Source organism: Paenibacillus nicotianae, from assembly GCF_042681745.1.
In the GTDB taxonomy this organism is placed as follows: domain Bacteria; phylum Bacillota; class Bacilli; order Paenibacillales; family Paenibacillaceae; genus Saccharibacillus; species Saccharibacillus nicotianae.
The window spans coordinates 2,559,596-2,582,993 of record NZ_JBHUGF010000010.1; the positions used below are offsets into that span (position 1 = coordinate 2,559,596).

31 protein-coding genes are annotated in these 23,398 nt (G+C 38.1%); 6 read left to right on the forward strand and 25 right to left on the reverse strand.

Annotated features, from left to right (window positions below):
- The first annotated feature begins 49 nt into the window (after nt 1–49).
- The 3 genes from ACFSGI_RS15415 to ACFSGI_RS15425 all read left to right on the forward strand — a co-directional run bounded on the left by ACFSGI_RS15415 (nt 50) and on the right by ACFSGI_RS15425 (nt 2,653).
- A complete protein-coding gene (locus ACFSGI_RS15415) occupies nt 50–439 on the forward strand; it encodes a VOC family protein (protein ID WP_204825108.1) in 390 nt (129 codons plus the stop codon).
- An 85-nt stretch (nt 440–524) separates the two neighbouring features.
- Nucleotides 525–1,493, forward strand: a complete 969-nt coding sequence (locus tag ACFSGI_RS15420; protein ID WP_204825109.1) for a type I phosphomannose isomerase catalytic subunit — start codon at nt 525–527, stop codon at nt 1,491–1,493.
- Nucleotides 1,494–1,696: 203 nt separating this feature from the next.
- Nucleotides 1,697–2,653, forward strand: coding sequence for an alpha/beta fold hydrolase (locus ACFSGI_RS15425; RefSeq protein WP_204825110.1), 957 nt, complete (start codon nt 1,697–1,699; stop codon nt 2,651–2,653).
- Nucleotides 2,654–2,715: 62 nt separating this feature from the next.
- On the opposite strand, the gene ACFSGI_RS15430 is transcribed toward ACFSGI_RS15425, so the two are convergent.
- The 20 genes from ACFSGI_RS15430 to ACFSGI_RS15525 form a co-directional block, all read right to left on the reverse strand.
- Complete coding sequence (locus tag ACFSGI_RS15430) at nt 2,716–3,354, reverse strand: LysE family translocator (protein ID WP_204825111.1); 639 nt, start codon at nt 3,352–3,354, stop codon at nt 2,716–2,718.
- A gap of 210 nt (nt 3,355–3,564) precedes the next feature.
- On the reverse strand, nt 3,565–4,962 hold the full coding sequence (locus ACFSGI_RS15435) for a phytase (protein ID WP_379283595.1): 1,398 nt from the start codon (nt 4,960–4,962) through the stop codon (nt 3,565–3,567).
- 126 nt (nt 4,963–5,088) lie between these two features.
- On the reverse strand, nt 5,089–5,553 hold the full coding sequence (locus tag ACFSGI_RS15440; RefSeq protein WP_204825112.1) for a GNAT family N-acetyltransferase: 465 nt from the start codon (nt 5,551–5,553) through the stop codon (nt 5,089–5,091).
- Nucleotides 5,554–5,572: 19 nt separating this feature from the next.
- The gene (locus ACFSGI_RS15445; protein ID WP_204825113.1) at nt 5,573–5,878 is read right to left on the reverse strand and encodes an antibiotic biosynthesis monooxygenase family protein; all 306 of its coding nucleotides are present in this window, start codon (nt 5,876–5,878) and stop codon (nt 5,573–5,575) included.
- 164 nt (nt 5,879–6,042) lie between these two features.
- Nucleotides 6,043–6,780: a Bax inhibitor-1/YccA family protein gene (locus ACFSGI_RS15450; RefSeq protein ID WP_204825114.1), complete on the reverse strand. Its 738-nt coding sequence runs from the start codon at nt 6,778–6,780 to the stop codon at nt 6,043–6,045.
- 91 nt (nt 6,781–6,871) lie between these two features.
- Nucleotides 6,872–7,600 (reverse strand): hypothetical protein, encoded by a 729-nt coding sequence (locus ACFSGI_RS15455; protein ID WP_204825115.1) that lies wholly within the window; start codon nt 7,598–7,600, stop codon nt 6,872–6,874.
- Complete coding sequence (locus ACFSGI_RS15460; protein ID WP_204825116.1) at nt 7,597–8,088, reverse strand: NUDIX hydrolase; 492 nt, start codon at nt 8,086–8,088, stop codon at nt 7,597–7,599. Before ACFSGI_RS15460 ends, ACFSGI_RS15455 begins: the two co-directional genes overlap by 4 nt.
- A gap of 13 nt (nt 8,089–8,101) precedes the next feature.
- On the reverse strand, nt 8,102–8,878 hold the full coding sequence (locus ACFSGI_RS15465; RefSeq protein WP_204825117.1) for a tetratricopeptide repeat protein: 777 nt from the start codon (nt 8,876–8,878) through the stop codon (nt 8,102–8,104).
- Between the two features lie 27 nt (nt 8,879–8,905).
- Nucleotides 8,906–9,436 (reverse strand): peptide-methionine (S)-S-oxide reductase MsrA, encoded by a 531-nt coding sequence (gene msrA, locus ACFSGI_RS15470; RefSeq protein WP_204825118.1) that lies wholly within the window; start codon nt 9,434–9,436, stop codon nt 8,906–8,908.
- Between the two features lie 171 nt (nt 9,437–9,607).
- Entirely contained in the window at nt 9,608–9,730 is a 123-nt protein-coding gene (locus ACFSGI_RS15475) for a hypothetical protein (protein ID WP_273593517.1), read from the reverse strand.
- Nucleotides 9,731–9,871: 141 nt separating this feature from the next.
- Nucleotides 9,872–10,183, reverse strand: a complete 312-nt coding sequence (locus ACFSGI_RS15480; protein ID WP_204825119.1) for a hypothetical protein — start codon at nt 10,181–10,183, stop codon at nt 9,872–9,874.
- 31 nt (nt 10,184–10,214) lie between these two features.
- The gene (locus ACFSGI_RS15485; RefSeq protein WP_204825120.1) at nt 10,215–10,649 is read right to left on the reverse strand and encodes a GNAT family N-acetyltransferase; all 435 of its coding nucleotides are present in this window, start codon (nt 10,647–10,649) and stop codon (nt 10,215–10,217) included.
- Between the two features lie 101 nt (nt 10,650–10,750).
- Complete coding sequence (locus ACFSGI_RS15490) at nt 10,751–11,251, reverse strand: DinB family protein (protein WP_204825121.1); 501 nt, start codon at nt 11,249–11,251, stop codon at nt 10,751–10,753.
- A 37-nt stretch (nt 11,252–11,288) separates the two neighbouring features.
- Entirely contained in the window at nt 11,289–12,098 is an 810-nt protein-coding gene (locus ACFSGI_RS15495; RefSeq protein WP_379283602.1) for a YhfM domain-containing protein, read from the reverse strand.
- 124 nt (nt 12,099–12,222) lie between these two features.
- A complete protein-coding gene (locus ACFSGI_RS15500) occupies nt 12,223–12,921 on the reverse strand; it encodes a hypothetical protein (RefSeq protein ID WP_204825123.1) in 699 nt (232 codons plus the stop codon).
- 104 nt (nt 12,922–13,025) lie between these two features.
- Nucleotides 13,026–14,096, reverse strand: a complete 1,071-nt coding sequence (locus ACFSGI_RS15505; protein WP_379283605.1) for a hypothetical protein — start codon at nt 14,094–14,096, stop codon at nt 13,026–13,028.
- Entirely contained in the window at nt 14,093–15,931 is a 1,839-nt protein-coding gene (locus ACFSGI_RS15510) for an HSP90 family protein (RefSeq protein WP_204825124.1), read from the reverse strand. Before ACFSGI_RS15510 ends, ACFSGI_RS15505 begins: the two co-directional genes overlap by 4 nt.
- Nucleotides 15,932–15,954: 23 nt before the next feature.
- Complete coding sequence (locus ACFSGI_RS15515; RefSeq protein WP_204825125.1) at nt 15,955–16,392, reverse strand: DUF7716 domain-containing protein; 438 nt, start codon at nt 16,390–16,392, stop codon at nt 15,955–15,957.
- Nucleotides 16,393–16,422: 30 nt separating this feature from the next.
- Nucleotides 16,423–17,049, reverse strand: a complete 627-nt coding sequence (locus ACFSGI_RS15520; protein WP_204825126.1) for a hypothetical protein — start codon at nt 17,047–17,049, stop codon at nt 16,423–16,425.
- Between the two features lie 295 nt (nt 17,050–17,344).
- Entirely contained in the window at nt 17,345–18,019 is a 675-nt protein-coding gene (locus tag ACFSGI_RS15525) for an HD domain-containing protein (protein WP_204825127.1), read from the reverse strand.
- 309 nt (nt 18,020–18,328) lie between these two features.
- Between ACFSGI_RS15525 and ACFSGI_RS15530 the strand changes: the two genes are divergently transcribed.
- Nucleotides 18,329–19,237, forward strand: coding sequence for a methyl-accepting chemotaxis protein (locus ACFSGI_RS15530; RefSeq protein ID WP_379283608.1), 909 nt, complete (start codon nt 18,329–18,331; stop codon nt 19,235–19,237).
- A gap of 51 nt (nt 19,238–19,288) precedes the next feature.
- Here the strand turns inward: ACFSGI_RS15530 and ACFSGI_RS15535 are convergent, their stop codons facing one another.
- The 5 genes from ACFSGI_RS15535 to ACFSGI_RS15555 all read right to left on the reverse strand — a co-directional run bounded on the left by ACFSGI_RS15535 (nt 19,289) and on the right by ACFSGI_RS15555 (nt 22,187).
- Nucleotides 19,289–19,750, reverse strand: a complete 462-nt coding sequence (locus tag ACFSGI_RS15535) for a DUF3592 domain-containing protein (protein WP_204825128.1) — start codon at nt 19,748–19,750, stop codon at nt 19,289–19,291.
- Nucleotides 19,751–19,878: 128 nt separating this feature from the next.
- Nucleotides 19,879–20,181: a hypothetical protein gene (locus ACFSGI_RS15540; RefSeq protein WP_204825129.1), complete on the reverse strand. Its 303-nt coding sequence runs from the start codon at nt 20,179–20,181 to the stop codon at nt 19,879–19,881.
- A gap of 66 nt (nt 20,182–20,247) precedes the next feature.
- Nucleotides 20,248–21,042 carry a PP2C family serine/threonine-protein phosphatase gene (locus ACFSGI_RS15545; RefSeq protein ID WP_204825130.1) on the reverse strand — a complete coding sequence of 265 codons (795 nt, stop codon included), beginning with the start codon at nt 21,040–21,042 and terminating at the stop codon, nt 20,248–20,250.
- Nucleotides 21,043–21,057: 15 nt separating this feature from the next.
- Nucleotides 21,058–21,708 (reverse strand): DUF3885 domain-containing protein, encoded by a 651-nt coding sequence (locus ACFSGI_RS15550; RefSeq protein WP_204825131.1) that lies wholly within the window; start codon nt 21,706–21,708, stop codon nt 21,058–21,060.
- Between the two features lie 8 nt (nt 21,709–21,716).
- A complete protein-coding gene (locus tag ACFSGI_RS15555) occupies nt 21,717–22,187 on the reverse strand; it encodes a VOC family protein (protein ID WP_204825132.1) in 471 nt (156 codons plus the stop codon).
- Nucleotides 22,188–22,316: 129 nt separating this feature from the next.
- Between ACFSGI_RS15555 and ACFSGI_RS15560 the strand changes: the two genes are divergently transcribed.
- Both ACFSGI_RS15560 and ACFSGI_RS15565 read left to right on the forward strand, forming a co-directional pair.
- Nucleotides 22,317–22,853: a hypothetical protein gene (locus ACFSGI_RS15560; RefSeq protein ID WP_204825133.1), complete on the forward strand. Its 537-nt coding sequence runs from the start codon at nt 22,317–22,319 to the stop codon at nt 22,851–22,853.
- Nucleotides 22,854–22,998: 145 nt separating this feature from the next.
- Nucleotides 22,999–23,376, forward strand: a complete 378-nt coding sequence (locus tag ACFSGI_RS15565) for a hypothetical protein (protein WP_204825134.1) — start codon at nt 22,999–23,001, stop codon at nt 23,374–23,376.
- Nucleotides 23,377–23,398: the final 22 nt, after the last annotated feature.

The following is a 23,398-nucleotide window of genomic DNA, read 5'->3' on the forward strand; positions in this document are numbered from 1 at the left end:
TATGCCCCACTGTATTGGATGTACAATTATATTAGAGGAGTGAGTATTGATGGCTGTACGTAAATTAGAACATGTAGGTATTATGGTGAAATCAATTGAAGTATCGATTGCTTTTTATGAAGATGTGATTGGTTTGAAGCACCTTGAAAATGCTGGACATATCGATGAGCAGATCAAACTCGCTTTTCTTGCTTTTCCAGATCAATCGCAAACAGAACTTGAATTGGTTGAAGGATACACAGGTGAGCTCGCTAACGAAGGCAGAGTACACCATGTTGCTTTTGCAGTAGATGATGTTGAACAAGAATATGCACGCATTCAAGCACTTAATTTGCCAGAATTGGATACTGAAATTACGACTTTACCTAATGGCAGTCGCTACTTTTTCTTTAGCGGTCCTGATGGAGAGCGTCTGGAATTTTTCCAATCTACACGTTAAGATAAATACGAACTGCTTGGAGAGACAAAATGCATAGGATACATAGAACGGTTGTATACCTATTACACTTGGAGGAGAGATAATAATGACTAATCCATACCCGCTTCAATTTCAACCGGAATTTAAAGAACGTGTGTGGGGCGGACGTGCCCTTGAACAATTTGGCTGGGATATTCCTGAAGGCGTGATTGGCGAAGGCTGGATGATCGCGGATCACCCTAACGGTACGACTTCTGTGATCGGGGGCGAATTGGATGGTGTAAGCTTAACTGAACTTACACAACGATTCGGTCGCGATTGGTTCGGTACTAAAGGGGTATCTGAAGTTAACGGACGTTTTCCATTATTGATCAAATTACTAGATTGCAATGACGATCTTTCTGTTCAGGTTCATCCTACAGACGATTATGCAGGGCTTCCTAAAGGTGAACTCGGTAAAACAGAAATGTGGTATGTACTTGCTGCTAAGCCTGGTGCTAAAATCATTTACGGTCTTAAAGAAGGCGTGACTCGTGAATCATTAGCAGAAGCGATAGAAAACAATAAAATCATCGATACGCTACAAGAAGTTTCTGTAGAAGCAGGCGATACATTCTATATTCCTGCCGGTACTGTACATGCTTTATGTGCAGGCGTGTTAGTGGCTGAAATTCAACAAAACTCAGATACGACCTATCGCTTGTACGATTATGATCGACCTGGATTAGATGGTAAGCCTCGTGAACTGCATATAGAAGATTCTCTTAATGTCATCGCTTATGAAGGCGCTGGCGCAACGACAATGAAAACAGACGGTATTGCTGCTGGAGAATGGCTACAACTTGCGGCTTCTCCTTATTTTATTGTTGAAAAAGGCGTTGTTGATGGTGCATGGGAATTGTCGACAACAGCAGAAAGTTTTACTATTCTAGTCATTGCTGATGGCGAAGGCACAATTGCATGGGGTAATGAACATGTATCTGTGAAAGGCGGACAATGTTTCTTATTGCCTGCTAATCTAGGACAATATACATTAGATGGTCATTGCACTGTGATTCGTTCTTATTTGCCTTAATCCGTAATCTATATATGTTTCCAAATGAGATGATCTAATAAATCTATTGTTTATTGTATAGATACTTTATTTACATTTGGTTCATTTATGGAAATGAATGGTTACTTTATTTACATGCAACCTATCAATACTACCAAAATAGACCTGTACAAACCTACAGTAACAATGTAGATTTGTACAGGTTATTTGTAAGGAGGGATACTGTGCTAGAACATACATTTAATATGACTGACCCTGAAAATGTTGCTGTACATGTATATAAGTGGTTGCCAGAAAATCAATCTGCTCCATTACCTGTGCGTGGTATTGTTCAGATTACGCATGGTATGTCTGAGACCGCCAAAAGATACAAACGGTTAGCAGAATCACTTACTGCTCAAGGATTTATCGTCTATGCTCATGATCAACGTGGACATGGATTAACAGCTTCAGGCCCAGAATCTCTAGGCGATCCTGGGGATAACGGGTTTTATTGGATGACTCAAAATGTGATTCAATTATCCAAGTCGATTCGAGATCATCACCCTACACTACCTCTTTTTATTATGGGACATAGTATGGGTTCTTTTATTATTCAAAAAGTCATGTACGAGCAACCTGATTTGTATGATGGTTTTATGTTATCAGGTACAAATGGGAAACGGAATCTACTTCGTGTAGGAAAGCAAATTGCTCATCTTCAGCAACGATTGCGCGGTCAAGTGCATCGCAGTCTATTGTTAAATATGATTGTATTCGCTTCGTACAATAAAGGGCTACCTCGTCCACGCAAAACATTTGATTGGTTATCGCGTGATCCTGAAGAAGTCTCTTTATTTATGAATGATCCTTTTTGTGGAAAATTACCTTCTGTACGCTTTTATGTTCATTTTTTTGAATTATTGTTAGAGATTCACCGACCTGAGCATATGAAGCGCATTTCACCGGATAAGCCTGTGTATTTATTTAGTGGCGAGCGTGATCCTGTAGGACAGTATGGTAAAGGGGTCAAGCAATTGTATCAACAATATCTTCAGCTAGGTCTACAAGATGTGAAGCTAGACCTATATCCAGATAGCAGACATGAGACACTCAATGATATTAATCGTGATGAAGTGACAGCAAATGTGATTCACTGGCTGGATGAACATCTCTCTACTACAACCATTGCATCCAAATAAAGCAACCTCTCCTATCCTAGTAGGCAGAGGTTGCTTTATTTTTGCACATGTATAGTAATCGATTATGAAGAGACATTCCGCGAAGTCCGTAACAGATTTAGACCTAATAATATAAAAATACTACCGGTAATCTTATTCATATATGTAGAGATGCGACTAGATTGAAGACGCTTTGCCATTTTACTTGAGAAAACTACCAACAACATACACCATAAGATGCCAGTTGTGCTAAATGTAAGTCCTAATAAAATAAATGGAATCGCTCCATACGTCTGTTCCGGGCTTACAAATTGCGGGATAAATGCTAGATAAAATAAAGCTACTTTGGGATTCAATACATTAGTCATCATCCCTTGTAAGTACACTTTACGATTACTTTGGGACTCTACAGCTTGCATCGCTTGAGCCGATTCGTGACGAGCCATGATCGAACGTATTCCTAACCAAATTAGATAAGCAGCTCCAATCCATTTGACTATATTAAAAGCCAGTGCAGATTGCATAAGAATTAGCGAAAGTCCCAGACCTGCTAACAATGTATGTACTAATGAACCCGAGATAATACCATATACAGACATAATTCCTGCCTTTTTCCCCTGAAAAATACTACGACTCAAAATATAAATCGTATCACTGCCCGGTGTAATATTCAGCAAAATACTAGACAGTATAAAAATCCAATAATGTTCGATTCCCCACATCCATCTTCACTCCTATCTTTTTTTATATTTGAAGATTATACATGCTTTGGAGTAAAAGGGGTATAGCGGATACAACTTTTGATACCATACATCAGCTAGTAATATCAAAAAATACAGACAAACGTATCTTAAAGATACGGTGTTGTCTGTATTTTTGAGAAATCCATTATAGTTATTTACTCATTCATTATCGACTAATAGATTAGAAATTTATTGGCGATTTTCTAATTTTCTTGGATCAGGGCTAGTATTGGCTGTCATCGCTGTACCTTCATGGAGACCTGCATCAATCGATTGCCACGGAACCAGTTTGAAGTTTTGATTGATTTTTTTACCATTTTTCAAATTCTCATCATCTTGAGCAATAAATACACCGTATGGATATTGGCTACCCATATTAGCGCCTAATACATCTATACCGTCTGTCTCGGTTGTTCCATCTATGCCCTGACCATCATTGATCGTAAAGTTGGAAATATAGTTGTTGTTATCTTGACGATCATATACAGCATACGTATTGTTCCCTTGACTAGAAGCCATCAAATATCCGGTTCCATTTGCCCCGTAATAAAGAGTTAAGCCTTCGATATCATCATGCAAACGACGACCATCTGCAATATCTACTGTACCTAATGGTTGGTTACCGCTATCCGGCTCAGCACTATATTTCCAGATGGCTGCATCTTCTTCAGCAATATACAATGTACCGTATTCATCATCAGCAACCATACCTTCAGATTGCGTCTCTAATTTGAAATGACGTACTAATGTGCCTTTCACTTTGCCTTTGCCATTATCAGTCAATTGATATTGCTCAAATTCGCCTTCTTTACCCAAAACAAGCGCATAATATTTATTCGTTTTTATACTGTGATACAAGCTGAATCCATACACTTCACCCATTTTGGATTTGATCGGATTAGCTAGAATATTGGTAAGCGCTCCTGTTTTGCCATCAAAAGAAAAGATATCTACTGTATTGGTCGAACGATTGGTTGCACCAACAATATCTACTTTTTTACCATTCAAAGGAAAATCATAACGTAGATCTGTATTGTTCATTTTACCTGTACTGTATGATTTTAATTCTTTACCTTTGAGATCATACACTAACATTCCGCCGCCTTTGTTCGTAGCAATAATCTTGCTATTCGCAGCATTGGTAGGATCAAGCCAGATCGCTGGATCGTCAGCCGCATCTTCGCCAGATTCTACAGCATCTGTTTCCCCTGTCGGTTGTACTGAAAAAACAGGTACTGCATCAGCAGGATCATTGAATTTGGCATTTTCAGCATTAATCATTGTCAGCAAGCTTTGCGGGATATACGTAGCTCCCTGTTGTAATTCAGCCGCTTGTTCTAATGTACCGCTTTTGCCTGCTAAGCGATATTTTTTCTCCCCGACGGTGATCGAACCTGTAATCCCATTTTTCAATTGGAAAAAGGCAGCTTTGTCTTCCCCATCCCAGTACATTTTGCCACCTATCGCTTCGATTGATTGTCTAAGCGGTACAGAAGACGGTTCTGCTGCATGTACAAGCGGACTTGCTACCGCTGTCATGATACTAATTCCTGCTACGACCAAAGCCGCTTTACCTATGTTTAACATTTCATCTGCTCCTTATCGCGATTACGCTATGTATGGCGTGTCATACCCATCGATTTAAATATAGGTCATGATTGTTAGCGTGGAGTCTGTGTTATGTAAAGTTCAGGTAAAGCGCTAAAATTAAGCTTATTTATCCAAATCTAGCTTCTTTTCATAGCAAAGACTAATCCCATCATCTTCATAATCTCCAAAAACAGGAATCCGATAATAACCGTTACGCTCATAAAAAGCAGTCGCTTCAAACTGTTCTGCACCTGTCTCCAGACGAACAAAATGACATCCTTGTTCAAGTGCTTTGTGCTCTAATGCTTGTAGCATATTGCCAGCGATCCCTTGTCTGCGGTAAGCAGAATCAACAAAAAAACGCTTCAATTCTACACTTTCTGTATCAAGTGGTCGGATAGCGCCACAACCTGCCGGTGTCTCATCTACATAAGCGACGATAAATGTAGTCTGAAAAGCATCTGGATGATCAAGATCGACCGTATAAATATTTTCCTCGTCATAACGCTGTTGTAAATCTTTGTCTAACGCTTGAATTAATGCTCTCAAATGAAGATCAGTTGGTGGAACCTGCTCGATACGAATCATAGTTGTAACACTCCTTTGATTATTGGGATTGAGATGATTCTACGATTTGATAATGATGCACTGCCGGGAATGGATCATAATAATGGTGAAGTAACTTTTTCCATTCCTGATATGCTGCTGATCCGCGGAATCCTTCTGTATGATCGGCTAGTGTCTCCCAACGGACTAACAAGATATACTGATTATCAACTTCAAGGCAATGCTGTAATTCATGAGATATGTACCCTTTCATACTGGAAATAATCTGTGAAGCTTGTTGAAAACTTTGCTCAAAATCGTGAGTTTGATCTGCTTTTACTTGTAAAATAGCTACTTCTAATATCATAGAACAATTGCCTCCTTTTCCTTTACATACAGTGTTATACAGATTGGTATACACTACAGATGATGAATTTGATTCATTATAAAGGGCTTCATTATTTCATTCAACCCTATAATACAAAAAGTCTTGCTCCCATAATCAGGAACAAGACTTTATATATCTGCCTTTTAATTACGGCTATTCAATTTAGATAGCAAACGTAGAATTTCCATATACAACCAGATCAATGTCACCATTAGACCGAATGCTGCATACCATTCCATATATTTGGGAGCGCCTGATTGTGCTTCGGTCTCGATAAAATGAAAATCTAACAATAGATTTAGTGCAGCTATTGCTACGATAAATAAACTAATCCCGATACCAATCCAACCTGTTTCATGAATAAACGGTACACTGATGCCAAAAAATCCTAAAATAATATCTATCAGATACACAAGTGCTATCGATGCTGTACAAATCACGATTCCTAGTGCAAATCCTGGTGTTACTTTGATAATACGTAGCGTATAGATCGCTAACATCAAAAATAACGTACCGACAGTAATTAGAATCGCATTGATAACGATTCCCGGATAACTATAATCTGTCCACGCCGAGATAGCGCCTAACATCAACCCATTCAAAATCACATACAATGGTGCTGTTATAAAAGCTGCTTTTTTGAAAAAAATAGTGATCAATGAAGTCACCAGACTACCGATTAGACCTACGATCAAAAAGCCTGTTACATCTTGTCCTTGATAATATAAATACCATGTGTACACTGCTGCAACCATTAACAAAGCAAGAAGTACCATTGTTTTTCCTACAGTACCGCCAACGGTCATTGCACCTGCTCTAAAATCACTTTCTTTAAAATCCGAAAATGCTTTTTCGCTTAATGCTGGATTGTTTAACGCCATACGATCATCTCTTTTCTGTCTAAAATATAAATAGCCCCTTATCTATACCACTATTGTTATAGATTACTTGTCCATTATAGGTGGGAATGATTCATTTGGACACCCCCACCCATTTGGCACGTAATACAAATACTTCTTTATTATTTTTAATCGTTTCTGCTATATTGCTACTTGTTGTGGTGTGCTGCTTGTCGTCATTTACACGCATAGAAAGGTCAACCGTTTTGTTTATAGGAATCGACCGTTGATCTAGCATTGTACTCGACATAGAAGTAGAAGCATGTACTGGAACATATGTATACTCTAGACTGGTAGAACTCAGTCCTACTTGAATCGTGATATTCACCATTTCATGACGATCATTTTCTTTTTTGGAATAAGAGCTAATTGACATTTGTTGTTCCCCTTTTGGAATAGGTACATTGTTATACAACATTTGCTCTTTGAGCTGTCCGTTGCGATAATGATCAATCCATGTTCGGACAGTACTTACTTTTTGCTGATTTAGATTTGCTTTAGCGATTACGATATTGTCCCATGCTTGTGCTTGTAACTTTTGGTATTCAGAATCAGTAGAAGGTAAAACATATAACTGAATCATGTTTTTTGGTGTTACCGCTTTTTTTGTAGCTTCTTTGGCTTTGTATTGTTCGATCATGTCTGTTGTTAGACCTTTTTCTGAAGAAGATGGTTTGCCAGAATCAGTTGCAGGTATATCAGGTGTTTGGATAACTTTGGCTGTGACAGGTTGTGATGGAGATGAATGATTCTCACAACCTACTACTAGAATAAGTAATAAGATGATAATCGTTTTTTTCAATCGTTAGGATTCCTTTCGATCATAGGATGATGATTCCCTAAAAAGGATTGCAGAAAATACTGAATGATAGGAAGATCAGGTGGATTGATATTCTGTGGTAAAGCAAAAAGGTCAAAAAATTGTAGTTCTTGAACTTCAGAACATTGAGCTTGCAGTGAACCGCTATACTCTCTACATATATAAGCTGCCACTACGTTATACACTTCATCACCATGTGGATACTGGTAATACAGATCAGGCCCGGAGAAGATATCTAGTAGCTGCATATGCACAGCTACCAAACCTGTTTCTTCTTCCAATTCGCGCTTAGCGACTTGTTCTAATGTCTCACCAAGTTCCATACTTCCACCTGGTAATCCCCAACAATGATTATCAACACGCTTTTGCAAAAGTAGTTGTTGTTGATCATTAATCAGTACAACAGTAGCGCCAGCCATAATAAGAGGTCTACTTCCTACAACTTCTCTTAGTTCAGTGATATAGCTCATCCACCTTTGCTCCTTATTGAACAGCGATAATTTGCTGTTTGGTCTGTCGTGCGATTTCTCTGCCTTCTTCATCTAGTGAAGCATCTAACATCGCAAACCATGTATCAATATCCATTTTGTCTTTACGAGCAGTCAAAATAATTTTTACAGCTTCCATTGTATGCGGTAGCATAGGTACTCCGCGCATATACAAAAATGTATCATCTGTAATATGAAGTTGCTTATAAATATCTATTAATTCATTTAAAACTGTAAACGCACGATCATATTCTTTGGCATCTGCCAGTGCACGACAAGCATAGTACATTATCTGTGGAATCGGTACACCTTCATCATCTTCAGCTTGTGCACGCAATTGTTTGGCTTGTGTATAAGCTTCCATACCTTGATCGATATTACCTGCTAGAATAGCTGATGTCATCAAATTAAACCAATCATTAATATCACCATATTCTTTGGCCAGCCATTCAAATGTTGCACGCGCTTGTTCATATTGTTCTAAGCGAAAATAAGACAAAGCAGTCAAACCGTAAGCTTCTTTCACTACATACGTATCCAAAGAGGAACGATACGGCTCGACCTCTTGCAAGACTTCATTAAACTTCTCTTGTTGAAACAATTCACGTAACCGATCCATTTCTTGAAATTCAGGATTGGCTAGATTCACTTTCTGCGGCTCTGGCTCCTGATCAGCCCCGGATAATGAAACCTCTTGTTCTTGTGTAGAAGATGACTCAAGTTCAGTAGAGGAATCCGAATTTTTGCCAAATAATGAACGTAACTTTTTCATAGTGTATGTTCCTTTCTGATAGCTATTTTAAGATTGTTGCCAGTTGTTATCGATAAATTCGTCCCGTCCCGATTGTTCACGATCCTCTTTGTAATGTTTAGGATTCTTTTTGTGATAATCTTGATGATATTCTTCTGCCGGGTAAAAAACAGGCGCAGGCAAAATCTCTGTCACAATCGGTTGTGTAAATCGACCGCTGGCTGCAAGCGCTGCTTTGGATTGAAGTGCTAATTCTTGTTGTTCTTCATTATGATAAAAAATAGCAGTACGATACTGTGTACCCCGATCTTGGAATTGTCCACCATCATCGGTAGGATCGGTCTGTGGCCAGTATAGTTCTAATAATTTCTCGTAAGCAAATAATGATGGGTCAAATGTAATTTCGACCACTTCATAATGACCGGTATTACCTGTTTTGACTTGTTCATATGTTGGATTTTTGATATGTCCACCTGTATAGCCAGACACTATCCCATGAATACCGGGCAATTCTTCAAATGGTGTAACCATGCACCAGAAGCATCCTCCTGCAAATGTTGCTTTTTGTAATTCTGACATATACATGCTCCCCTTCTGTTTATACAACTATATTCAATACACCTTTATTATACGTATGTTTAGAAAGCATTACAAAAGCCGCAACACCCAGATGATCACTCATCTTATGTTTGCGGCTGATTTTAAAAAATTCATAGTGCTTATCGCAATAAGCATTGTATAGACTACCTGCTATTTCTGTTCAGGAATATAGACGACAAATCCGCTATCTTCACAAAACACATCACTGAATTGATATACCTGTTTGTTATCGACAAACAACCATTCCAGCACTCTACGGATGACTTGCAGCATGATAGTCCCCTTTCTTCATTTCAACTTCGCCTGTGTGGCTTATCGTCATTTTAAGGGTGAGAACTATCGTTGTCAATCATGATTTTTGTAAATAAAATCAGCAGATATTAACGCTGTGTAAACGTTTCAATATAAACGGATTTAAGAGGAAGAGATATCAAAGTAATGACCGAATATCCCTAAGGAATCAATCGTTAAATTACCTTTATTAGTTGAGTACTCATCTGTTGTTTTTTTGTAAAGAAACAGATAGCGTTCTGCTCTATCTTTCCATTCAATCGCTTGTCCATTGATCGTGCAATCTCTTGTTACAGTAGCGCTCGTACACTTCAAGTTATATTGATTCTCTAACCATTGATTATAAGACTTTTCACTCGGTACGGTTGCAATCATACTCAAAATCAGTGCAAAAAAGATCATAATCAAAATCCATTTTTTTCTTTGTTTCGGCAAAATATAATCAGCTCCTATATCTATGAGAACGCTATAATACTTTGTAATGGCTCCGATGAGGATTGCCATGCTCTTGCTTAAATGCTAACTGTAGATAGAACTGACTCGCTTGCTCACTGTTTGTATACAATACAAGTATATTATAGAACTTCTTCGCTTCAGAAGTCACTTTTTGTACCAATTGCTTACCTATCCCCAGGTGGCGATAGTCCGGGTGAACATATAATCGTCGTATTCGACCTGTAGAATGATCAGAAAAAGGATCTTGATTCAAGCCGACTATTCCTATAATCTGCTCTTGTTCTCGAACGATATACAGAGCTTCTCCTTCACCTGAAAATGTATTTTCTCCTGCTACATATTCGTTAACCAACCGCCGAAGATGATTGAATCCTTCTTGTTCACTTCGGATCACTAAAGGTTCCAGTTCATGCACTTTCAATTTTTCCACTACAGAGATCATCATATGTATACCCTACTTTCTTTAGATATTTTCGTTCAAAATAAATACAGACCCTATCCCTGTATAGAAGCAGGAATACGATCTGTCTGAATATACTCTTTTATTTAGCTATGTTCAACTTTGGACTTTTTACTCTGATTAATCATCGTCTCAATACGTTCATTGCCTAAAATCTGGCGGAAATGATGAATCATATGCTCGATATAATCAGCAGCAAGCCATTCCAATGTTACACTTTCTCCTGAAGGTAAAATAGCTTCTTTGGTGTAATCTTCTTCTGGAATCTGTGCAAGCACTGTCGAAATCTGTACATTACGATTGATCCAGAGCTGAATCACATCATATGGATCATAACTATTATGATAATCGTTGAGTTCTACCCAGCGATCTTGATCGTATCCTTCAAGTGGAATAGGGTAATCAGACAGAGCTATTTTGACAAAACGTATATAATTATTCGCCGCCGAATCACATAGATGACCGACAATTTCTTTTTTAGACCATTTTGCAGGATGAGCTTTGGCGCTAAATTCGTCTTGAGGAATACGATTCAATTCGGTCTGAAAATGCAACACCAGATTCTGAAGTCGTTGACTATAATTCATAAAAAATCCTCCTTAGCAAAATAAAGTGATCATTGATCTAACGAATATACACGCCAAAATAATACTGACTGTTGTTATCTTTATTCCATATTGCAGAAAGAGCATATTTTACATAACCACGCTCTAAAGGCACAGTGTACTTTCCAGATGTATCTACCTTCACTGGAAAATGCTCTCCATTTTTTACCATGTATAATTCTATTTTAGCAGGCTTGATTGGAAAGTCGACTTTTATTTGCGATGAAGGGACAACTGAAATTGCCTGACTCTGAATCTCTTGATCTAATTTATCAGCTAATGGTGGTATACCACACATAGCTTCTAACTGATGTGTCTCTTGATCCCAACTAGAAGAGCAAAATGCTCCTGCATATAACGAAATAGTTGTTTCACCAATTTGTACTGTAGGCTCTGGTAATCCTTCTGGAAAGGTACTACTTTGAAGGATAATATCTCTCAATTGATTCGTATCTGCACTGGAAATACGATAACCTTGATGACTATTGTTATTATCTAACATTAAACCTTCTGTACGTGCATTATATTCAAATCCTAGTGAAAAAGAATATTCATGAGTTGTCTGATCTGTATTAACCAATTCTACATCATACTCTGTGGAAGTATCGAGTAAGCCTTCAATAGGCTTAGCATGTTTTATTGCATTTATAATGATCTGTAGATCATCTGGATGTGTAAATGAAGCCTCTATACATGAATCATTTTTCCACTTGGGATTACAGGAAAATGTTGCTTTCTGAATCATGTCATGAGGATCTTTTAATCCCATATGAAATATGCCATTATCTGCTTCATGATTATAAATAGCTAATAATACAATAATGCCCACCACTACTAAAATACGTTGATAGATGGTTACCTTCTCCTTCTTTTAAATAATATATACAAATAATACCATTTTATGATCAAAACAAAAAGACGCTCTTAACGAGCGCCTTCGGCTACATCTTATATTACTGGCTAGCGGTATACAATCGAACATACTGTATCTTTTGTGATTGAGTATGATACGAGAAAATAAGAAAAGACTTTGGAAACTTGGGATTGGTTAGATGGTAAGTAGCTTCTGCTGTATAGGCTACATCTTTTGAAGTATCATTTGTCTCATCAGGCTTGCCTAAGTCCGCAATAACAGTAGTCATTTTCAACTTTTTATAAGCATCTGCACCTGAAGTAAATTCTACTATTTTGTCTTTACTATCAAAAGTCACATCTAATGAGCCATAACTCAGCATAGGTCCCTCTGTTCCACCTAGCTCGGGCTTTCCTTGTAACTGCAATAACGTTGCTCGACTTGATCCTAAAGCTAGACCTTCAGGTAGGTCAGGCAATGTGCCTTTGTTAGCAGCTTCTACAATAGTCATTCCAGAAATCGCAGTCGCATTATCGGTAGTACTTGTTGAAGAATCATCAGCAGTAGAAGTAGATTCTGATGATGACGGTTGTTCTGTTGTTGTTGACTCTGTCTCTGTAACTGCCGGTTCTACGATCTCATTGGCAGATTGGCTTGAAGGTGTAGACGAAGCTGATGGTTGATTACCGCATCCTGCTACCATCATCAGTCCTATGATTAATAGACTTGCTTTGCCTATTCTATTCAATCGCTGTTGTTGACTAGACAATAGATTAGGATTGCGTGTAGATCTATTCATTCCATATTCTCTCCTCTGTATAACTGATTCATTGAACTTAGTATATAGAGAACATGTATCTGTGATATGAACGAATGTATCTAACTTGTAAACACTCTATCTTTTTATAATTTTTCGATCAAAGTCGTATAATAACTGTTGCCATTGCGCTGATCTAAGCGCCCTGCTGTTTCTAATGCCATTTGTTGCAGACGACTAGCCAAAGCAGGCAAATCATGTGCTTCCTCAGGATAAGGATAGCTAGCTGGTAATTGAACAGATGTTACAGTACCATCTGCAATCAGACGTTGGAATAAGACCGCAGCATAAGCATTAAACATCATTTTGTCACGCGGATTCTCATGATCTAATGATATTCCAACCCATTGTTGAAAGACTTCTAACGCTTGTAGAAGATCGATATTTAACAGGTAATAGATATGCTCACCTGCATTATATAAAAAGTCCGGGTTGCCTTTAATTAAGCGATAGCCTTTTTTTCGATAGGTTTCAGCTTCTTCCAACTTACCCTGACGATATAATGGCATTAATACTTTGGATAAGGTAAGATGTGGGACTTCACTACAAGTCATACGTCCTTTCAGAATAGGTGTAGCGGTTCGAATAATCTGCTCGTCATTGCCTTTCATCACTTCAAAGTCGACAAATTGATGTTGTTCACATGCTTCACAATCACTCATTTCATCACGATCCATCGCTCTGGTCTTATCAAAAAATTGTTGCGCTTCTTCCACTTCACCATAATCTTTAAGTAGTGAAAAGCGATAGTAATAGTAGGAACGCTCGCTATATCCGAATTGTTCATAACGTTTACGCATATCAGCTAGCAACTCTTCAATCTGTGCCCGATTAATTTCTGGAAACGACGCAATCGAATCCAAAATCCATTTGTAAGACCATAACAATGTAAAATCATCATATTCATCTGGTTGTTGATCAAATTGACCTAGTAACCACGAAAATGCCACTAATGCTTTCATCGGACGACCGCTAAAAGTACAAGCTTCTACTAATTCTTCACGCGCATTGTAGCCTTGCTCCACATCGCCAAGACTATCTGCAATTCGAATCGCTTCTTCTAATAAAGCAATTTTGGCTCGTCCATTTGGCAAACTATATGCTTGATCCATAAGATCTTCAAAATCTGGATTCATCTGTTCTGGTTGATTATTCATTTGGTATGTCCTCCTTGATCTGTATTCGCTGATAATCCCCAATCTAAAAAGCGAACAATCCCTTGATTCAATACTTGCATCTCTTGTCTGTTCATAGGATAGTGACCCATCATCAATGCATTTACATATAACATCTCGATAGCAACAACAATCATACTTTCATTGTTAGACTGGAAAATACGTTCTACGACTGAATTATTTATATTAAGATAAAGTGTCGAATAAGCAGACTCTTGCAATGAAGAACTCAAGCTTTGCAACACTGAAGTCAATGCCAGCGGACTGACTGATTTGGATGTTTCAATCGAGCGCAGATCAGAAGCTTCTTGCGACAAAGTAAATAATGCAGGCAAGTCTTCCGGTTTGAACCGTTTAAGTTGAATCTGACAGCGGAATCGTTGCAAAGCCACATCGGCAGCACGAACCGCTTCATAATATTGCTTACGCTCTTCTGTCGTAATATCGGTAAAAGCAAGAGACACATCTTCTGGAATCAAGCGCTCTGTCTGCGCTTCTGCACATACATCAGGAAGAAGAGCCATCAGTTCGGCATCATACACATAACCGCCATTCACTACTAACAACGATTGAGCAGAAGCAACATGCGTAATCTGACGATATTCGTCTAGACTGGTTGTGTAATACATTTTCTGGTTATCTGCGATTAATTCATGTACTTTACGGCGACCATATGTTGTCTCAAAAGGCAACCAGCGATAAATAATCTGGAAAAATGACTTATCTTCCACCGCCAGAGCTTTCATTGATAACGCATGCAATTGAATAATCTGTTGCAATCGATCAGGATCATATTCAGCCATCCGTAACAATTCAGCACGAATACTATCTCCTAACTCCTGACGCACTTCTTCCAGTTTGTCATTTTCGTAAAAATGTTCACGAGATGCTGTCGGTTGTAGTTCATCCGTCCAGATAATGCTTTTCACAAAAAACGCCCAGTCTGGCAGGATGTTTTCTGCTTTTTCGGATACTAGCATATATTTTAGATAGACACGATTCGATTTCTTAACATTCAGGTTCACAGAGTGTGGCAAAATATAAGCGATCCCACCTGTACGCCCTGAAGCAGTTTTTAAAGGGATATAATCTTGAAACTTTTCTCCAAGCAAACGCTGTCCCAGTTGCAATACTTCATCACGATGACCGCGCGCTTTTTCAGGATCATCCAGCCATAATGGACGTTGATCGTTAATAATACGCTGAGTCTGCTCATCACGAAACGTAATCGGGTACGGCAATAATGCACCATAATCATAGATCCATTGTTGCAACAATTCAGACTCATAATACATTTCACAATCAGGCTTGCAACGTAAATACACTTTGGTTCCTGGAGATAATTCTGCATCTAGTTCACGAATATGATACGTTCCATCTGGATTACCACGCCATTCTAGCGCTTTACCACCTTTGGCAGATTGAGTAACCATTACAATCTCATCACTAACCATAAAGCAAGATAACAGCCCAATCCCGAATCGTCCGATAAATGAAGTCTCCTGTGTAAACGCATCTGCTCCGCCACGCTTAGACGATTGACCGATCATCGCCAAAAACTCATGTACATCTTCTCTGGTTAAGCCTATACCATCATCTTCAATCATCAACGTCGACCCAGTACCTGAACCTGTAAGTTCAAGATGGATACTTCCTTGATACGTAGCATCTTGTTGCGAACGAGCCGTTACAGCATCGACTGCATTTTGTAACACTTCACGTAAAAATACTTTGGGATTGCTATACAAATGATTCGATAAAATATTAATCATTCCACTAAGATTGACTTGAAACCGGTATGTATCGGATTGACTCATAAAACCCAACTCCTTCAATAATATTAATGATTATCTATTCTAGCGACAACTTCATCGTACTCCAAAAAAGCATCGTACTCATAATAATAATTAATCGCTATTACCATCATTTCAGGTGTAGCTGTCTTTCCTGTATTATGCAAAATATCAATAATGTCTTCAAAAGTAGCTAATTCTAACCATGTCTGTATATGTTGATCATCTACCCAATCAGGAAAAATATCATCGCGAGCGTTCGTAATCGTTCCTCCTTCATACTCTAATTCATTTAGCCAATCTTCATTAAAATAATAAATAGGTGTAGTGAGCGGATTGTTTTCCCATTTTTTGATATTGAGATATAACCATTGATTTTCAATCTTATTCATCACAGGCAAAAGTTCTACAAAATGATCAAACTTTGCATGATTTAATTCTCCTTTTTCATACAATTCAACGATATGCTGTTGATTTGGATTCATTATATTCTCCTCCTACCGTTCTAAATATCATTACACCATACTTTGCGTATATTCATACTTATGCTGTAACTTGTGTAATGCTTTGACGATACCCTCTCTATTTTTAGCGTCTTTCATATACTTGGGTAATCGGTATGACGCATGACGCTTAATGTAGAGCGAAGGCTTCATCCGTAGATCAGCAGAAATATAATCAATCAGATAATTCAAATGTTCATGATTGATTGCCCAGATCAATTTGCCTCGATAATGAGTTAACAAATACAGATTCAATTGAAAAAAAGGTTCTTTCCCGTCTCTAATTTCAAATCCATAAGAACATCCTTTAGATGTTTTCTTGTTGAGAGGTACTTGATTACTGGTATGGCAGTGCGGGCAGCGAATATGCACATTTTTATGATGAAACTGACCTTTATCTGTCACTGGCTCATTAAACCAGCGCTCACAAGATGTACATATCCCACTGGCTGTATAATCATAGTTCATTTGATACGTTTGAATATAAAAACAATGAGAACAACGCATTTCTATTGTTTCATTATCGGTGATAGACGCAGGACCAGCACATTTAGGGCATTCTACCAGTACCGGCTTGCCATGATGTAATGAATACCAGAGAGCAAAAGGCTCACCTAATTCATCAAAAAAACGTTTCATTGTGCATCTCTCCTTGATGTAGTATTTCTTGTGGATTGCTTGACTTGGCTATCAATCGAACAAGAATAATGCAGCTAGAAGTAAGCAGTGTAACAAAGTATATCTTTAGCAAATACGATAGAACGTATCATAATTTTCGCTAATACCTTACTTTCCAGTATACCGTTTCAGCAAGAACAGAACAACCGAACGGCTTCGATAATGTAGTCGGATCTACGGTATAACTCGTTGTATCACAAAAAGACCTGTACAAGATGATTCTCTTTGCACAGGTCTTTGTATCGTATCTGAAAGTCTATATTTCGCCATTCCATTCTTTGTAAAAGCGGTCTACATACTCTTGCATATATTGATGACGCTCCTCTGCTATAACACGTGCAGAAGGGGTGTTGATCATATCTTTTAATTTGAGTAATTTTTCATGAAAATGATTAATCGCTGTGCTCTTCTCATTACGATATTGCTCAGGAGTCATCGAAGTACGCACAGGAATCTCAGGATCGTGAATCGGACGACCCGTATGCCCTGAATACACAAATACGCGCGCAATCGAGATCGCTCCAATTGCGTCCAGACGATCAGCATCTTGTACTATCTGTCCTTCAAGTGTACGAACAGGAGGATTATTTCCACCATTGTAAGACATCGTAGCTATAATTTCTACAATATGTTCAATATCAGATACATCGATCGGTTGTGTATCCAACCAATCGGTTACTTTACGCATACCGATTTCTTTGGAAGGATTAAGCTTCTCGTCTGCGACATCATGAAGTAATGCCGCCATCACTGTCACAAATCGATTAGCACCTTCAATAGCTGTAATACGTTCTGTCATTTGCACGACTCGATAAATATGCCACCAATCATGCCCACTGGTATCCGTAGAAAGAACTGATTTCACAAATTCGGCTGTATCTTGAATCACTTGTTCTTGTAGTTGCTCTGTATTATTCGGTGTTGTTGTCATTGTGGTATCGTCCTTTCATTCTAGAGATGATCAAGATTACGTGGTCGGACAAAAAGTATACATGATTTGGAATAGACTGTATATATCTACTTGCATTTTTGTTCATTGTCTCGATGAATCGATATTTATGTAAATTTATGATGAAATATATGGCTGTACCCTAATTAAACGTTTGAAAACGGTCGATATTATAATCAATATAAAGATATGACCTCTATTTAAAAATAATCCCTACTTAATTGATCTTACTCGCTTTGAAAAAAAGAATAGCTGAACTGGATGATTTTATTTGTGAGAGGAAGTTTACTTGTGCAGAATTATAATCAAGAAACAATGGATGCTTTAGTAGTCAAGGCTTTGGAAAATAATCTTGCTATTATTCGATTTGATACGCATCGACGTGTAGCTTATGTAAACGATATTTTTGCTCGTACTATGGGGTATACACGTGAAGAAATGCAAGGAATGGAGCATCGTTCTTTTTGTTTTCCTGAATTTGTAAATAGCCCTCAATACGATTTGTTTTGGAAAAGTCTGTTATCTGGAGAAAGTTTTCAAAATAAAATCGAACGTATGGATGCTAGTGGCAATTCGATCTGGCTAGAAGCTACCTATATGCCTATTTTTGAAGAAAGTACTCAACAAGTCATTGGCGTCTCCAAAATTGCAACCAATATTACACAACGTCAAAACCATATGACTAATGTTGTGAATGAGCTGCAAAACATGGCAGATCATATGAGTGATCGTGCCAACAAAGGAATCAATCGTAGTCAGGAACTGTTGCAAAGTATAAATAAAATTGCAGATGTCTCTGCTGAAAACAAACAAACATTGGTCAATCTTCAACAACAAGCACGTTCGATTCAAGGAGTAGTACAGACGATTCGAGATATTTCTTCTCAGACGCATTTGCTTGCTTTGAATGCAGCGATCGAAGCTGCTCATGCAGGTGAATTTGGACGTGGCTTCGATATCGTTGCCAAAGAAGTACGTAAATTATCCGTTATGGTTGAACAATCTATTATTGAAGTGCGTGATAGTGTCGATGCGATTACAAAAGAAATAGAGAAGATTGCTAAAGGTACTAACGAAGCTCAATCTACAGTAGAACAAAGCCAGCAACAAATTCAAGTAGCTATGAATGATTTTACTCAAATCTCTTCGGCTGCTCAAGAACTGGATGTTCAAGCTCGCGAAGTATCTGTAATCATTTAATGTTATAAATAGACTTAAAAAGACCGTTCTCTACTAGCAACGGTCTTTATGTTATATCATAACTGCAAGTACTCCACTTCCCAAAAACACTAAACCCATTAATGCTACAAACCAAAATTTACTCCATCCTCCACTAATTCCGTCTGCAATCACAGCCGATTGTGGATCAGCCGGATCATACAATATATTCATCCTTGTCCCTCTAAGATTCAGACTATATTTGGTTCGTGATGGATGCCAGAACGAAACAATATGTCCGGTTGTGGTAAAAAATTCTACTTTAAAACTGCGTCTAATATTCACATAACTCCGATCATCATCGTCTCGATCATCGAAATCCAGATCGGTATCAATGTCTATATCGGTATGACGATCTACAATGACTCCCACAGTGCGTGTCCAGTGATGCAATCGATACCAATGAGTCTTCAGCAAACGCCAGCTTACATACAGCAAAATGAAACCTATAATAAATAAAAGCGGCGTAAATAAACGACCCGTCCAGTGACCCATGTAAAAATGAAAATGAATCGAAATGATATTCCTCTCCTCTTATGTAGATAAAGGTATATACGTTCAATTCATAACTTTGTATTCAAAAAAATGACTCTCAAGTAATTTTTACTTGATAATCATTTACTTTATTCGTGAGAGTGGTCTTTCTGTATTAGTTCTTCTACCTTTTCTAATTCTTCATCCTTATTTACAACATTCAGGTTACGTTTTTCTTCAGCTTCTGCATGATATAGATATAGAATACCTGCTGCTAAAGCTATCCAACTGAAATACAACGGGGCTTGACCTACACTATTCGAAAAAGTATTAAATAAATCGCTGTTCCATGTATTTGTTCCTGATCCCCATATCGCAGCACTCATGTATTTCACACCATATAAAAAGGCGGCTATTGCGATCAGACTGATTCCTGCTGCTCGTTTGTTCATGATAATCTCCATTCTGGCTTGCTTATTATATTGGTTCGACTTGGCTAACTATGAAAAATCCACTATTTAAGGCATATCTGATGGCATCTGTGGTGCTTGCTGATTGGTCGCTTGCCAGCTTAGGATTGTTGCACTATCTTTCCCTAATTGCGTATGAATATGTTGTAAGATTGACTGGATATTCGGCTTGAGATCATGATCATTAACCAATGCTTGATACAGATGTTCAGGCTTTTGAAAATACCGATCAGGCGTATCCACTACCCCATCTGTCATTAAGACGATAATATGATGACCTGCTCGTAGCTGTCTTTTGCCAATTGTATAACAAGGAACTTCCAGATCGAATGTATTTACCTGTCCAATCCATTCATAAAATTGCCGTTGATTCAGTCCATATTGACCCCACTCTGCTAGATCAGGATGAAGTAAATAGGCGATACAATCACCTACCGAAAACCACCATAGATACGCTTCTTTTTGCAAAACAATCAAGCAAGACGTTTCCCCCGTTACCTGCTGACACGCTTGACGAAAAGAGTCGCTTGTAAACAAATCAATAATATACTTTTCAAAGATGTTGAATAGATCAGGTTGTTCTAACATCACTTGAAGTCTAGCTTCGTCTTGTTGTAACGTCTGGATAATCAATTCGGCACTGGTCGCTGTCTGATGAGCATCCAGAAGAACAGCTAATTTGGCAGAACCATCTGCACTTTGCATCACCAATAATCCATCTTCATTTTTATTCGCACCCGCTTCTGTATTACCACCATACCATCCTATATGTATCCCTTGTTGTTCTGTGATCGTTGGCGCATCTAAAAAAGGTTGCTCACTTCCGATCCATGTATAACTCATAAATACCTCCTTTGTTTATATACCAAAAACCTGATTCATCTTTTCCATATCATATGGTAAAAGCCAATCATAATATTGGTGATACAAGCGCTGTAATGACTCTTGTTGCATACCTACAATATCCAATCCACGATCATCGTACATATGGAAAATGATTTGTTGCTTGGGTTCTATAAAAAATACTCTTTCTACTAAAGAAGCTTCTCGCTCTGGAAAATCAGTATAACCAATTGCTTTCAAAATACCTCCATAATCAAGATCACCAAGCGTACACCATACATATCTACTTTGAATATATCCCATTAATTCTGCTGTATCTTCATCATAATCAGGTCGTTCAGAGTGAAGAATAACCTGTGGGAGACATTCTAGTTGTAGATAATTTTCTAATACCTGAACTTCATTGCGGTAAATATGCTTAATATCAGATAATGCAGTCTGATAGGTAAAAGTCATTACACATACTTGTTCACTTTCAGCAAATACAGCTTCAAATAAAGAGATAGCACGCTGCTCAAGTTGTTCAAAATAAGTCGGATCATCAATCCCCCGATAAGGTACTCCTAATTCAAACCGTAATCCTAAAGGAAAGTTATAAAACAAAGGCACTTCTAACTTCATTTGTGGAAAAGTCTGCTCTAACCATTGATTAAAATCATGATTCATAAATGTGCTCACTCTTTACCTCGCTTGGACTGTAATTCTTCCCATTCATGCAAATACATCATCTGTTCTTGATCCGATGTGTCTAATTCGATCGGACAAATAAATTCCAATAAGTTACCATCAGGATCATCAAAATAAATAGCGGTATGTGCTTGAGGTCTATTCGGCAATACAATCGGTGCAATCGGTTGAAAACCAAACACTTCACGTACAGCAATTCCTTTGGCTGCTAACCACTGTTTGGCTTGCTTGATATCTTCATAATCGACGCGAAAAGCAATATGACGCAACGACGGATGATATGGAGTATTGACTTGTTCACCTTCCCATAGTCCTAACCAACTGATCCCTTTTTCGATCCATACAAAACTCAAACTGTCACCACGATGAGCAATTTCCAGCCCTAATTTTTCATAAAAAGCGAGCGATCTATTCATATCTTTGACAGGTAATAGTGCTTCGTACAATCCTTTAATCATCATAATCCTCCATTCATAGATGTAATATTCAATGCACACCTACCATTCTACCTTAATATTAATACTTGTCTATTGTTACGAAATAAGGTTAGATACACATATATCCGTTTACAATCAGGGGGCGTTTTGATGAAATCCAATTCACATACAACTGTACCTTATGGCTACGAGCCTGTAATCGAAAAAAGCAAAGGAACGCTAATCTACTATGATTCATTTGAACACACCACAGATCATGATCTGAATTTAGCGCTACAAACGATGGATCATATGCAATTTACACGCTTAGTATTGTATCCACTGCATGAATTGACCGTTAAGCGCATGTCCAAAGAACCGGTATCTGCTTATTACAAACGTGAAGATCGTCTACACGCTTGGAAACGAGAAACCGGACGCAAAAGTATTACAGTTGAAAATTGGGATGGGAAACGCAAAAAATACACTCCGATCGAAGCCGCATTACGCCATCTGGTAGATCAATACCAATCGCCTTATTTTCTACTGATGACTCCCGATATGGCGAACTTATTCGCGTCATTTTCTTCATTTGAAGAATGGATCAGTAAGCTCAAAATCGTTTTGACAGAAGAACCTACTTCTCTTCATCCGCGGATGCAAAAGTATAATAAGCGTTGGGTAGTGGCAGGAGTCGAAAAAGAGTAACTCGTCTATTTTCTTCCTTTTCAAAAATACGTAATTAAGTTATAATTATGCAATAAAACATTTATTTACGTGCTATGTATAGGGCTGAAAGGTGTGGTACTGGATGGAACAAATGCTTCAACAGATTTTGCAGGAGATAAAATCTTTGAAAAAAGATACCGAACTTTTAAAAGACAGTCTACAAGGGCTTCATCAAAATCAAACAGACTTACAAAAAAATCAATTAAGCATGGAAGAAAGCCAAGCTCGTCTAGCTCAGAATCAAATCCAGCTAACAGAAAATCAATCTCGCTTGGAGCAAAGTCAATCAAGACTAGAAGCTAATCAAATTCAGGCAAACGCTCATATCTTTGATATTCACACTGCGGTCGTTCGTCTTGAAAATGATCAGCCCAAAGATATTGTCGCTCTGTTAGAAACGTTCGATGATTATTTTTGTGAAAAAGATTCCGAACTAGCTACACTGAATCATCGTGTATTTCGAGTCGAATCTAAATTGGAACGTATGAGTATGCGTGCTTAAGCCATCCTGAAGGATGGCTTTT